Origin of the sequence: Streptococcus urinalis 2285-97 (assembly GCF_000188055.2) — a bacterium.
Lineage (GTDB): Bacteria > Bacillota > Bacilli > Lactobacillales > Streptococcaceae > Streptococcus > Streptococcus urinalis.
This window is the reverse complement of sequence record NZ_AEUZ02000001.1, coordinates 231,502-245,017: the sequence shown is the minus strand read 5'-3', so window position 1 is coordinate 245,017 and position 13,516 is coordinate 231,502. Positions and strand designations below refer to the sequence as shown.

Below are 13,516 nucleotides of genomic sequence, written 5' to 3'. Positions count from 1 at the left end.
CACCTCCTTTTATAATAAGATACAAATTTCTTTGTTCTTTAGTATTTTAAATCATTACCTTAGGTCATTAGCAAGTTATCCCCTAAAATGATTTTTATTTTTTTCACAAAAAAGGACCTCAAAAAAAGGTCCTACTCATCTATTTATTAAAAAGACGACTAAATAGCCCTCTTTTTTGGCCATCATTAGTTTTTGTCTGAATTTCTTCTACTTGTGTTTTTGCTTGGTCAGCTTCTGCTTTGGCTTCTTCCAATTCTAATTTTAAGTTATCTTTGTCTGACATCGCTTTAGCTGTTAATTGTTGTTGTTGATCTAGCTGTTTATCTTTTTCTGCAATTTGAACATCTTTTACACGCATTTGTTCATCTTTAGCAGCAATTTGAGCATCTTTGGCTTTTAGTTGATCATATAACCGTGTAATCTCAGTATTTTTTTCATCAACTAATATCTCTAGAAGTTCTCTTTGTTTTGTTTCTTCATCAATAGGTTCATCATCAAAAATGGTTTTTTTATAAATTTCCTCAAGTTTTATAAGCCCACTTCGTTTGACAACTGTGACACCTTTTTCATTTTTATCAAGATCTTCTTCTGGAAGTGCCTTGACACGGTTATTGACAGCCTGACGACTCACCCCCAAAATATCAGCTAGTTCACTAACTGTTTTTTCAATTGTCATATCAATCCTAATTCCTTTAAACACTGATTTTTCTTATAAAGATAGTATCATAATAGGACTTTTCTGTCAATTTTAGTAAAAATGTGAAAAACGCTTACCTTACTGTTTCCTCACACATTATGCTAAAATGGGGCTATGACAGATTATAATACAATTATTATTGGAGGCGGTCCAGCAGGTATGATGGCTGCAGTCGCTTCAAGTTTTTATGGCAATCAAACCTTACTTATTGATAAAAATAGACGATTAGGTAAAAAATTAGCTGGAACCGGCGGTGGCAGGTGTAACGTTACTAATAGTGGTACACTTGATGATATTCTAGCTGGAATTCCTGGTAACGGTAAATTTTTATATAGTGTTTTCTCACAATTTGACAATCATGATATTATTTCTTTTTTTACGGATAATGACGTTAAATTAAAAGAAGAAGATCATGGAAGAATGTTCCCAAGTACTGATAAGTCAAGAACGATTATCGAAACTTTAGAAAATAAAATTAAAGAACTTGGTGGACAGATCATGACAAAGACTGAAGTTGTTTCTGTCAAAAAAGAAGATAATCACTTTATCGTTAAAACAAAAGATGAAAGTTTTCATTGTGATAAACTTATTGTCACAACGGGAGGAAAATCCTATCCATCCACTGGTTCTACTGGTTTTGGTCACGATATTGCTAGGCATTTCAACATTGAAGTAACAGACCTTGAAGCAGCTGAAAGCCCACTCCTCACAGACTTTCCTCACAAAGCGCTTCAAGGTATTTCACTAGATGATGTCACGCTTACTTATAAAAAACACATCATAACACATGATTTATTGTTTACTCATTTTGGCTTATCCGGACCAGCAGCTCTTAGAATGTCTAGTTTTGTCAAAGGTGGTGAAACAATCTATCTTGACTTTTTGCCTAATGTTAGTCAAGAAGGGATTAAACACAAGCTGGATTTTGAGCGTGAAAAATCAATAAAAAATGCATTAAAATTTTACTTACCTGAACGTCTTGCAGATTTTTTAGCCCAATCATATCCTGACAAGGTTAAACAATTAAATCCAAATGAGTTAGAAAAACTTCTGCTTGATTTAAAAGAATTTCCCATTTCAGTAACAGGCAAAATGTCACTAGCTAAGTCTTTTGTAACTAAAGGCGGTATTAACCTTAAAGAAATCAATCCAAAAACCTTAGAAAGTAAAAAAGTTCCAGGGCTCTACTTTGCAGGGGAAGTTCTTGATATCAACGCACATACTGGTGGATTTAATATTACTTCTGCTCTTTGTACTGGTTGGGTTGCAGGCAGTCTTCATTTTGATTAAAAAAACTAGCTAATATTAGCTAGTTTTTTATAATAGTTGTTCTAATTGATCTAAATCTTCGTCTGTAGTAGACCAACTAACTGCTAATCGAATAACGGTATGTTGATCATCATATTTTTCCCAAAAACTATAAGCAAGAAATGATTTCAAGTGATCTAATTCTGTATTTTTGACAATGATAAATTGTTGATTTGTTGGTGATTCATAAAAGAATGAGTAGTTTTTAGCTTTTAGTATAGCTTTCAATCTTTTGGCATGTTCAATGGTTTGCTTACCAACAGTCACGTATAGATCATCTGTAAAAAATCGATCAAATTGAACACTAAATAGACGACTTTTAGCTGCCAAAGCACCATGCTGCTTCATAATAGCAGCGAAATGTGCTGGTTTATTTTCTTTTGTATAAACGATAGCTTCCCCAGCGAGAGCCCCAATTTTGGTTCCACCAATATAGAAAACATCACAAAGTTCTGCAATTACTTCCAGAGTCACATCACTTTCTTCAACACCCAAAGCATAACCTAATCTAGCACTATCAAGGTATAGAGGAATGTTATATTCACGACAGACTCCTGCTAAATCCTCAAGTTCTTTTTTAGTATATAAGGAACCATATTCTGTTGGGTGAGAAATATATACCATTCCTGGAAATACCATATGCTCATGATTTCCATCATTATAAAAATCAATCAATAAGGATTGCAAATCATGACTATTTATCTTGCCTTCTTCTTGTGGTAATGTGATAACTTTATGTCCTGAAAATTCAATAGCTCCAGCTTCATGTGTTGCCACATGACCTGTTTCAGCTGAAACAACACCTTCATAACTTTTGAGCAAACTATCAATAACTAATTGGTTGGTCTGTGTTCCTCCAGTTACAAATTCCACTTGAGCATGAGGATACTTACAAGCTTATCTAATTTTATTTGTTGCTGATTGTGTGTAGTCATCAAAACCATAACCAGCTAGATTCTCATTATTAGTATCTACTAGTGCTTGAAGAAGCTCTAGCAATGCTCCTTCATTATAGTCATTTTCAAAATGTAACATTGTTTCTCCTATTTTAAAGATAAAATTTATTATTTTCTAAATATTCTTACATTATACCATAAAAGAAAATTCTTGACAGTATTAGTCAAGAATTTCATTTTCAAGTTGTTCAAAAGCTAAACTTGGTTGTGCATTTAAATCCATTGTCGCAAAGTGTTTGTGATCAAATTCAACTGCTGCAGCCATGGCAATCATACCTGCATTGTCACCACATAGTCTTAATGGAGGGATAATAACGTCCACATCGGTAATTTCTTCAGCAAGTCTTTCTCTCAATCCTTGATTTGCTGCAACCCCACCAGCCACTACTAAAGTCTTTACAGGATAACTAGTTAGTGCTTTTTTGGTTTTTGCCAATAAAATATCTAAAACAGCATCTTGGAATGAGGCACATAAATCTTCCAAAACTAGTTCTTGTCCCTTTTGTTCAGCATTATGATGCAAATTAATAAATGCTGATTTTAATCCAGAAAACGAAAATTCTAGATTGTCTTCTTTTATCATTGCTCTTGGAAATTGATAAACGTCTTTCCCTTTATGTGCTAGCTGGTCGATTTCTTTTCCCGCTGGGTAAGTTAATCCCATGACACGACCGACTTTATCATAAGCTTCCCCAACGGCATCATCGCGAGTCTCACCAACGATATGATAATGTCCTGGGTGAGAGACATAAACAAGTTCGGTATGTCCTCCAGAGACTAAGAGAGCCAATAAAGGATAGGTTAATTCTTTTTGTTCACGCGCTGCCATTAAATGACCTGCCATATGATTTACAGGTATCAATGGTAAGCTATTAGCCCAAGCAAATGCTTTCGCAGCAGCCATACCAACTAACAAAGCTCCAACAAGTCCTGGACCATAGGTCACGGCAACAGCATCTAAATCTGAAGCCTTAACATTAGCTTCTTTTAGCGCATCTTCAATACAAGTTGTAATAACTTCCACATGATGTCTACTAGCAACTTCTGGTACAACCCCTCCGAAGCGTTTGTGACTTTCCACTTGACTTGCAATAATATTACTTAACAAAATATTATCATTTTTTAGGATGGCTACACTCGTTTCATCACAAGATGATTCGATAGCCAATATTAATTTATCTTTCATGTTCTTTTCTAATTTATAACAATGCTTGACGCTTCATAATGATAGCATCTTCTATTGGTTGATGATAGTAATTTGGTCTTTTTCCGACTATTTCAAAACCAAAATAATGATAAAGTCGCTGTGCATTTTGATTTGATTGTCTAACTTCTAAAAAAAGCGTTTCAGGTCTTTCGATCAACTGAGACATTAGAGTTTTTGCATAACCTTTATGCTGGTACTCTTTTTTTACGGCAATGTTGGTCATTTCAATTTCACCAATTAAGTCTTGACTAGACAAAAAGCCAATAAGTTCATTCCCATTATAAACATAAAAATAGTCTGTATTTGGAAGTAACATATCAGCTCTCACCTGTTCCCTTGTCCAAGGTGATTCTTCATACACATCCTTTAATATTTCGTACACAGCTTTCGCAGCTATTTCTATTTCCATTCTAAACTCGTTTTATATAATTATCAGGATTGCTCTCTTTGTTTTTTTCTAACCAATGCTCTTCAGCCTCAACGCGTTTAAGATAATTTGGTACAAAAGCATCAACATTGACTGGTGCCATTTTAAGAGATTGTTTTCCTAATTGGTAAGCATCTGGTAATGTTACTTGATAAGTAGCGTTTGAAAGATGCTTGTCAATTAATTCTTCAAAGGCCTCAACTTCTCCTACAAACATGATTTTCTCATCAGAAGGGAGTTGGTTTAAAAGTTTTTCAAATGAGATATGTTTTTCAGCTTGAATTAGCTCTTTATTTTTGTATATTCCAGCATAAACATTTTGTCTTCTGGCATCAATAATAGGAATAATTAAGCCATCAAAATCAATGCCTGCAGCTAATGAAAAGAGACTTGATACACCAACCAAATCAATACCAAGACTATAAGCAAGTGTTTTAGCTGTTGCTACAGCTATTCTTAAACCTGTATAAGAACCAGGACCTTGTGCAACTGCAATTCGATCAATATCTTTTGGAAGGAGATTAATAGAATGCATTAAAAAGTCAATTGAAGGCATTAAACTAATGCTATGATTTTTTTTTATATTTAAAGTCATACTTGCCAACAAATAACTATCTTCTAGAATAGCGATAGATAAAGTTTTGTTAGAAGTATCAAAAGCTAATATTTTCATATGAATGGTTTATCTTTCTCAATTGGATATGGTTCATTATAACATAAAAAAATAAGCAATAACAATCAGACTAATCACTTCTAGAAGATACATTTTTCTGACTTTTTCATTCCTATACTTTTACTAAAGCTTGTGAATATGGTATAATTTTATAAATGCAAGGAATCAAATCACAATCTATTACACATGATAATTTAATAGTTAACTGTCAAAAAGGACTACCTCTCATAGCCAGTTTGACTTCTTTATTATTGTTTGGATCAGCGATTTAATCTGAAAGGAAATAAGGACTAATGATTTACAAAGTTTTCTATCAAGAAACAAAAAACCGTAACCCTCGCCGTGAAAGCACTCAAACTATGTATGTTGACATCGAAGCTCCAAATGAGCTTGAAGGACGCATCAAAGCGCGTAAACTTGTTGAAAGTAACACTGATTACAACATTGAATTTATTGAACTATTATCTGATAAACACTTAGAATATGAAAAAGAATCTGGTGTTTTCAAGCTAACAGTATTTTAGAAAGGATTTTTGCAGGTAGACTACATCATGTGTAGTCTTATTGAATTACCTGTGATACAAATTATGACAAATATCAATTTAAAACCTGAAGAAGTTGGGGTTTATGCAATTGGTGGTCTGGGTGAAATTGGTAAAAATACATATGGTATTGAATATCAAGATGAAATAATTATTGTTGATGCTGGGATAAAATTCCCAGAAGATGACTTATTAGGAATAGATTATGTCATTCCTGATTACTCTTATATCGTTGATAATATTGACCGCATCAAAGCTTTGGTCATTACGCATGGACATGAAGATCATATTGGTGGGATCCCATTTCTTCTCAAACAAGCTAATGTTCCAATATATGCTGGTCCACTAGCATTAGCATTAATTCGTGGAAAATTAGAAGAGCATGGTCTGTTAAGAGATGCCAAAATGTATGAAATCAACCACAATACTGAGCTAACATTTAAAAATCTCAGCGTTACCTTCTTTCGTACAACACACTCCATTCCAGAGCCTCTAGGAATTGTGATTCACACGCCTCAAGGAAAAATCGTTTGTACTGGTGACTTCAAATTTGACTTTACACCTGTTGGTGAACCAGCTGATTTGCATCGCATGGCAGCTCTAGGTGAAGATGGCGTACTTTGCCTTTTATCAGATTCAACAAATGCGGAAGTTCCTACTTTTACAAATTCCGAAAAAGTAGTTGGTCAATCAATTATGAAAATTATTGAAGGCATTCATGGACGCATTATATTTGCGTCATTTGCTTCAAATATTTTTAGATTACAACAGGCTGCTGAAGCTGCTGTTAAGACTGGTCGTAAAATAGCTGTCTTTGGTCGCTCAATGGAAAAAGCCATCGTTAATGGTATTGAGCTTGGTTATATTAAAGTTCCAACAGGGACTTTCATTGAACCAAATGAAATTAAAGAATACCATGCAAGTGAAGTTCTCATTATGTGTACTGGAAGTCAGGGTGAATCTATGGCTGCACTTGCTAGAATTGCAAATGGGACTCATAGACAAGTAACGCTACAACCTGGAGATACTGTAATCTTTTCATCTAGTCCAATTCCTGGTAATACGACAAGTGTTAATAAACTCATTAACACTATACAAGAAGCTGGAGTTGACGTTATTCATGGAAAAGTAAATAATATTCATACTTCTGGACATGGTGGTCAACAAGAACAAAAATTAATGTTACGTTTGATTAAACCAAAATACTTTATGCCAGTACATGGTGAATATCGTATGCAAAAAGTACACGCTGGTCTAGCAATGGATACTGGTATTCCAAAAGATAATATCTTCATTTTAGAAAATGGTGATGTCCTTGCTTTAACCAAAGACAGTGCTAGAAAAGCTGGTCATTTCAATGCACAAGACATTTACGTCGATGGTAATGGCATTGGTGATATTGGTACTGCAGTGCTTCGAGACAGACGTGATTTGTCTGAAGATGGCGTTGTCCTAGCAGTTGCGACTGTCAATTTTGAAACTCAAATGATTTTAGCTGGTCCTGACATCTTAAGTCGTGGATTTATATACATGCGTGAGTCAGGTGACCTCATTAGAGAATGTCAACGCATTTTGTTTAATGCGATTCGCATTGCACTAAAAAATAAGGACGCTAGCATACAATCTGTAAATGGCGCTATCGTCAATGCTTTACGACCATTCTTATATGAAAGTACCGAACGTGAACCTATCATTATTCCAATGATTTTAACACCTGACGAAAAATAAGTTAAAACTCAATTGTATTCTAGCAATTGAGTTTTTTAGTCACAAAAAAACTTATGTCTTAAAGACATAAGTTTTTAAATTATTTTTGTTGACTCTTATAAAGTTCAGCTTCTTCCACAGTAGATAAGACAAAATGTCCTGGTGTGATTTCACGCATTTCACGTTCTTGTCCATCAAGTTCTTGACTTGGATCATAAACCTGTGCAACACGTTGTCTTTCTTTTTCTGGATCTGGTTCTGGAATAGCAGATAAAAGACTCTTTGTATATGGGTGAATTGGATGGTGATAAACATCTTCTGAAGACCCAATCTCTAGTATTTTACCCCAATGCATAACACCAATACGATCAGAAATATATTTTACCATTGACAAGTCATGAGCAATAAAAAGATAAGTTAAACCTTGTTCTTCTTGCAATTTTTGCATCAAACTTACAACTTGTGCTTGAATTGACACATCAAGTGCTGAAATTGGTTCATCTGCAATGATAAATTTAGGATTCACAGCTAAAGCCCTAGCAATACCAATACGTTGACGTTGACCACCAGAAAACTCATGCGGATATCTTGTTAAATGGTCCTTATTTAGGCCAACCAAGTGAAGTAACTCTTGTACTTTATCGTCACGTTCAGCTTTTGATTTCACGAGATTATGAATATCCAAACCTTCGGCAACAATATCTCTAATTTTCATACGACCATTCAAACTAGCTTGAGGGTCTTGGAAAATCATTTGAGCATCTTTACGAAATTCGTGTAATTCTTTACCTTTAAGTTTTGAAACTTGTCTACCATCAAAGTCTATTTCGCCACCATTGATATCATAGAGTTTTAAGATAGCACGACCGACTGTTGTTTTACCAGAACCTGATTCACCAACAAGACCGAAAACTTCTCCTTCGTAGATATCAAAACTTACATTATCAATAGCTTTGACTTCGTTCTTTTTGCCTTTGTTAAAGCTTAAAGACACATTTTTAAGTTCAACTAATTTTTTACCAGTTTTAGTCATTAAGCTTTTCTCCCTTCCATTTCTTTCCATCTATCCCAACGTTTTTGAATTGGTAATGGAGGTGTTACTTTAGGAGCTCTTTCATCAAGTAACCAAGTTGCAGCATAATGGGTTTCACTCACTTTAAACATTGGTGGCTCTTCTTCATGATCAATATCCAAAGCAAACTCATTACGAGCAGCAAAGGCATCTCCTTTTGGTGGATTCAATAAATCTGGAGGCGTTCCTGGTATTGATTCCAAACTACCTGACTCTGTATCAGTCGTAGGCATAGAATTTAGCAGTCCCCATGTGTAAGGATGTTGAGGATTATAGAACACTTCATCAACGGTTCCATATTCAACAATTTTACCAGCATACATAACGGCAACGCGGTCTGCCATACCTGCAACAACTCCCAAATCATGGGTAATAAAGATGATTGATGAAGAAACTTTTGCTTGAATTTCTTTCATCAATTTCAAAATTTGCGCCTGAATGGTAACATCTAGTGCGGTTGTTGGTTCATCAGCGATCAAAATCTCTGGGTTTGCGGCTAAAGCAATAGCAATAACAGCACGTTGTCTCATACCACCAGACCATTGATGTGGGTAGTCATTAATATGCTCTTCAGCATTTGGAATACCAACTTGTTTCATCAACTCTAAAGCACGCTCTAGAGCTTCACTTTTTGGAACATCCTCATGAATAAGAATACTTTCTGCGATTTGCATTCCAATTTTCATTGTTGGATCCAAACTTGTCATTGGGTCTTGGAAAATCATTGCAATTTCGTTACCACGAATTTTGACCCATTCGTCCTCTTTAATTTTGTTTAATTTACGACCTTTAAAATTAATCTCACCTGAAAGGACTGCATTACTAGCATTAAGACCCATTAGTGTTCTTGTTGTTACAGATTTTCCAGAACCTGATTCACCAACAATAGCTAAAGTTTCTCCTTTTTTGAGATCAAAATTGATATCACGAATTGCTTTGACATCACCTGCATAAGTCTTGAAATCTACATGGAGGTTTTTTACATTTAAAATTGTTTCATTTGTCATTATAATACCTCCTATTCATTACTAGATTTTGGATCAAATGCATCACGTAGACCATCACCAAGAAGGATGAAGGCAAGTGAGATAAATACAAGTGCTAAGGCTGGAAGCAATACTTGATATGGATAGTATTGTAAGTTTTCCTGAGCATCTGTAATCAAAGAACCAAGAGAGGCAGTTGGTGGTTTAACACCAAGGTTAATAGCTGAAAGCACTGCTTCGTACATAATGGCACTTGGGACAGTCATCATAATTTGAACAATGATAATCCCTGAAATATTAGGCAAAATGTGTTTAAAAGCAATTTTTAAATTACTTTCCCCTAAAGCTGTAGAAGCAAGGACAAAGTCACGTTCGCGATAAGACAAAGTCATATTACGGACTTGACGTGCCATTGAAGTCCAACCAACAATAGCAATAGAGATAATAATTGATGTCACACCATTACCAAGTAAAAGTCCTAACATAGTCACAATTACCAAATTTGGAATGGATGAAATAACTTCAATAATACGTTGCATCAAAGTGTCAACACGTCCACCAGTAAATCCAGACACTAAACCATATGTAACACCTATAATCAAGTCAATAAAAGTCGCTACTATGGCAATCAATAATGAGATACGAATCCCGACCGTAATACGTTTTCCAAGAGACCGACCTAGATTATCAGTACCTAGAATGAATTTCTTACTTTCTGGAACACCTTGGTCTGCGTAGGCATCATTTTTTTCCGTATTTCCAGCGTATTTAATTTTACCATTCCAAATAGGTAGACTTGAGCTTAATTTTGGCGGTAAATTACGATAAGTACTAACTTGACCACTATTAAAAGTGTTAGCATCTTTCTTTGAAACAACTAATGTAGATCCTAAAGAAAAGATAATTAAAAATCCTAGGAAAAACATTGAGACAACAGCTAATTTATTATGTTTTAATCGACGCCAAGCATCTTGTAGGAAAGATAAGGCTGGCTTTTCGATTTTTTCTTGTGAGTCAGAATTTCCTGCCCCGACAAGTTTAAAAGTTCTTTTTTCTTCTGGCATCTTTCTCTCCTATCCAAGTCTTACACGTGGATCTGCAATACTAATAACAATATCTGTAATCAAAATGGCTACCATTAACATCAAGGCATAAACAATTGTTGTTCCCATGATTACTGGGTAGTCTTTTGTTGGAATTGATGTCACAAATTGTTGACCAATTCCTGGGATTGAAAAAATTTGTTCAATCAAAGCAGAACCTGTCAAGATATTAGCAGCCATAGGACCAACTAGAGTCAATACAGGAATCATAGAGTTACGATAAGCATGTTTATTCGTAACTTGACGTTTTGACAAGCCCTTAGCACGTGCTAATTGAATATAGTCAGTGTTTAGAGTTTCGATCATTTCACTTCTAAAGAAACGAGTGACTTGAGCAAAAACAGGAATAGCCAAGGCTAAACTTGGTAAAACAGTTTGTCCAAATGTTCCCCAACCTGATAATGGTAAGAGGTTCCATTTAAATCCAAAGTAATCAAGAAGTAAGAGACCAATAATGAAGGCTGGAATAGAAATACCAAGTGTTGAAATAACACTTAAGAAAGCATCCAATTTATTATTCTTATTACGTGCTGAAACGGCACCAACAAATAAACCAGAAATAATCCCAACGACTAGGGCTTGAAGCCCAAGGTGCACAGAAACTCCCAATCTTTGGAAAATCAATTTTGAAACTGATTGGTTAACAGATTGGTAACTAGTTCCAAAGTCACCGTGTAGGATGTTAAATAAATAAGTTAAATATTGTTGCCATAATGGTTTATCCAAACCATATTGTTTATTCATCATTGCAATCATTTGGTCAGTCAATTTAGGATTATTATATGGAGTCCCTGGCATGACTTGCATTAGAAAGAACGAAAGGGTAATAACCACCCATAGTGTTACCAATAAGATTGCAACATGTTTTAGTAAGTATTTAGTCATAATTTTCCTCTAACAAAAGCAAGAACTGGTCAAGACCAATTCTTGCATAATATCGTTACTAGTCTAGTTAAATCTTTTACTTATGAGCATATGTAAAGTCAACGTTTAAGCCAGTTGAATTGCGGATAAGTCCTTTAATCTCTGGATTTTGAAGTCCTTTACCTGAACGGAAGTAAAGTGGATTGTAGTAAGCATTATCATAAAGAATTTTTTCAGCTTCTTTGTAATCTTTAGCTGCTGCATCTTTGTCAAGTGCATGAGTTGAAGTTGCTTGATTATAGGCAGCGTCATATTCTTTACTTGTAAATTTACCGTAGTTATATGCTGCACCAGATGTGAACATTCCGTAGAAAGTAGATCCTTCTGGATAGTCACCACCCCAAAGAACTACTGCAGCTTCAAAGTTTTGGTTTTTCGTATCATCCAAACGTTGTTTAAATGGTACAAATTTTTCTTCAACTGTAAGTCCTGGAAGGGCACTTTCCCAAGTTTCTTTAATGTAGTCTACAGCAGCTTTTGCAGCTGGTGCATCTGCATCTGCAGTTACAGTAATCTTAAGTGAGCTCTTACCAAGTTCTGATAAACCTTCCTTGAAGAGTTTTGTTGCTTCTGATTTTTTGTAAGAGTAACCAGGTGCAACATATTTAGTTAAATCTGAACCGTCTTCTAATTTTTCAAGACCAGTAGGAGCTAGAGCTGTCGCAGCTTTAGATCCTGTATCCACGGCTGCTGATACAATACCTTTACGGTCAGTTGCTAAGTTCAAAGCTTGACGAATTTTTTTATTGCTTAATGATTCAACTGAGCCTGTTTGGTTATAAACCATGTAAGTTGTTGTTGCTTCTGGAACTGTTACGACATCTTTATTACTCTTATTGGCATTATAGATTGCAGATGTTCCTGAAATGTTAGCATAATCAAGTTTACCTTGTTTATACATTTGCACAGCTGTGTCAGGTTTTTTAATGGTTTGAACGTTAATTGTTTTTGTTTTAACGTGTTTTGCATCCCAGTACTTGTTATTCTTAACAAGTTTGAATTTACCACTTGTACCATTCCATTCAGTAACTTTGTAAGGTCCTGAATAAATTTGTTTATCTGATGAAGTTCCATAGTCTTTACCAGCTTCTTTAACAAATGATTCTTTTTGTGCTACAAAGTTTGAGAATGATAATAAACTTTCAAATTGTGGTGAAGGTTCTGATAATGTGAAGATAACTTTATTTCCTTCGGCTTTTACACCAAGAGAATCTAAGTCAGTATTTTTACCTGAAATGATATCTTCAGCATTTTTCAAGTGAGCGTCAGATGCTAAGTAGGCATATTCTGATGCTGTTTTTGGATCAACCATACGTTTCCAAGAATAAACAATATCTTTGGCAGTCAATTCACTACCGTCAGACCATTTAAGATTGTCACGCATTGTTGCAGTGTATGTAAGACCATCTTTAGAAACGTCAACTTTTTTAGCAAGGTCTGGTTTCAATTTGCCTTTAGCATTTACACGAAGTAAGTTACTTCCTGAGTTACCAATCGCAAGTGATGAGTATGAATCAGTATTTTTAGATACATCCAAAGTAATAATTTCAGTTGGTGTGTACCAGTTGATTGTATCTTTATCTCCTGATGAAGCTGAGTTAGATTTGTTACCACATGCTAATAATAACGCTGCTGAAACTAAGGTAACTGATCCCAAGCCAACACGTTTCCATGTTTGTTTTGTCAACAATGTCATGTCAACATCCTCCTAAATTGATCTTTTCTTTGATAAATTAGATTATATAATAGTTTAATATAAATTGCAAGCGATTTTTCTGAAAATTCATTATTTTGTTTATTTTATTATTATACTTAAAAATAAGGTTTTTCCATTTTTTTATTTAAAATTTATGTATTTTATACACAATTATGAATATCATTCAATAATCCTATTCTCAGAATTCTAATAATCAA

At 34.7% G+C, this 13,516-nt stretch carries 12 protein-coding genes and 1 pseudogene; 3 read left to right on the top strand and 10 right to left on the bottom strand.

Annotation, left to right across the window (positions count from 1 at the left end; genetic code table 11):
* Positions 1–139: 139 nt before the first annotated feature.
* Positions 140–676 (bottom strand): DUF536 domain-containing protein, encoded by a 537-nt coding sequence (locus STRUR_RS01180; RefSeq protein ID WP_006740490.1) that lies wholly within the window; start codon positions 674–676, stop codon positions 140–142.
* A gap of 135 nt (positions 677–811) precedes the next feature.
* On the opposite strand from STRUR_RS01180, the gene aao reads away from it, so the two are divergent.
* Positions 812–1,987 carry an aminoacetone oxidase gene (gene aao / locus STRUR_RS01175; RefSeq protein ID WP_006738717.1) on the top strand — a complete coding sequence of 392 codons (1,176 nt, stop codon included), beginning with the start codon at positions 812–814 and terminating at the stop codon, positions 1,985–1,987.
* Between the two features lie 27 nt (positions 1,988–2,014).
* Here aao and STRUR_RS01170 read toward each other — a convergent pair.
* The 4 genes and pseudogenes from STRUR_RS01170 to tsaB all read right to left on the bottom strand — a co-directional run bounded on the left by STRUR_RS01170 (position 2,015) and on the right by tsaB (position 5,268).
* Positions 2,015–3,040 (bottom strand): annotated as a pseudogene (locus tag STRUR_RS01170) (threonine aldolase family protein).
* An 81-nt stretch (positions 3,041–3,121) separates the two neighbouring features.
* Positions 3,122–4,147 carry a tRNA (adenosine(37)-N6)-threonylcarbamoyltransferase complex transferase subunit TsaD gene (gene tsaD, locus STRUR_RS01165; protein WP_006740222.1) on the bottom strand — a complete coding sequence of 342 codons (1,026 nt, stop codon included), beginning with the start codon at positions 4,145–4,147 and terminating at the stop codon, positions 3,122–3,124.
* Between the two features lie 13 nt (positions 4,148–4,160).
* On the bottom strand, positions 4,161–4,577 hold the full coding sequence (gene rimI / locus STRUR_RS01160; RefSeq protein WP_006739546.1) for a ribosomal protein S18-alanine N-acetyltransferase: 417 nt from the start codon (positions 4,575–4,577) through the stop codon (positions 4,161–4,163).
* Between the two features lies 1 nt (position 4,578).
* Entirely contained in the window at positions 4,579–5,268 is a 690-nt protein-coding gene (tsaB, locus tag STRUR_RS01155; protein WP_006740221.1) for a tRNA (adenosine(37)-N6)-threonylcarbamoyltransferase complex dimerization subunit type 1 TsaB, read from the bottom strand.
* A gap of 293 nt (positions 5,269–5,561) precedes the next feature.
* On the opposite strand from tsaB, the gene STRUR_RS01150 reads away from it, so the two are divergent.
* Positions 5,562–5,792 (top strand): DNA-dependent RNA polymerase subunit epsilon, encoded by a 231-nt coding sequence (locus STRUR_RS01150; protein ID WP_006739448.1) that lies wholly within the window; start codon positions 5,562–5,564, stop codon positions 5,790–5,792.
* A 63-nt stretch (positions 5,793–5,855) separates the two neighbouring features.
* The gene (gene rnjA, locus STRUR_RS01145; protein ID WP_037595741.1) at positions 5,856–7,538 is read left to right on the top strand and encodes a ribonuclease J1; all 1,683 of its coding nucleotides are present in this window, start codon (positions 5,856–5,858) and stop codon (positions 7,536–7,538) included.
* Between the two features lie 79 nt (positions 7,539–7,617).
* Here the strand turns inward: rnjA and STRUR_RS01140 are convergent, their stop codons facing one another.
* From STRUR_RS01140 to STRUR_RS01120, 5 genes are all read right to left on the bottom strand, one after another.
* On the bottom strand, positions 7,618–8,550 hold the full coding sequence (locus tag STRUR_RS01140; protein ID WP_006740482.1) for an ABC transporter ATP-binding protein: 933 nt from the start codon (positions 8,548–8,550) through the stop codon (positions 7,618–7,620).
* The gene (locus STRUR_RS01135; RefSeq protein ID WP_006739927.1) at positions 8,550–9,596 is read right to left on the bottom strand and encodes an ABC transporter ATP-binding protein; all 1,047 of its coding nucleotides are present in this window, start codon (positions 9,594–9,596) and stop codon (positions 8,550–8,552) included. The genes STRUR_RS01140 and STRUR_RS01135 overlap by 1 nt, the downstream gene beginning before the upstream one ends.
* 11 nt (positions 9,597–9,607) lie before the next feature.
* Positions 9,608–10,639 (bottom strand): ABC transporter permease, encoded by a 1,032-nt coding sequence (locus STRUR_RS01130; RefSeq protein ID WP_006739317.1) that lies wholly within the window; start codon positions 10,637–10,639, stop codon positions 9,608–9,610.
* 9 nt (positions 10,640–10,648) lie between these two features.
* On the bottom strand, positions 10,649–11,563 hold the full coding sequence (locus STRUR_RS01125; RefSeq protein WP_006738677.1) for an ABC transporter permease: 915 nt from the start codon (positions 11,561–11,563) through the stop codon (positions 10,649–10,651).
* Positions 11,564–11,639: 76 nt separating this feature from the next.
* Positions 11,640–13,298 carry a peptide ABC transporter substrate-binding protein gene (locus STRUR_RS01120; protein WP_006739225.1) on the bottom strand — a complete coding sequence of 553 codons (1,659 nt, stop codon included), beginning with the start codon at positions 13,296–13,298 and terminating at the stop codon, positions 11,640–11,642.
* Positions 13,299–13,516 lie beyond the last annotated feature (218 nt).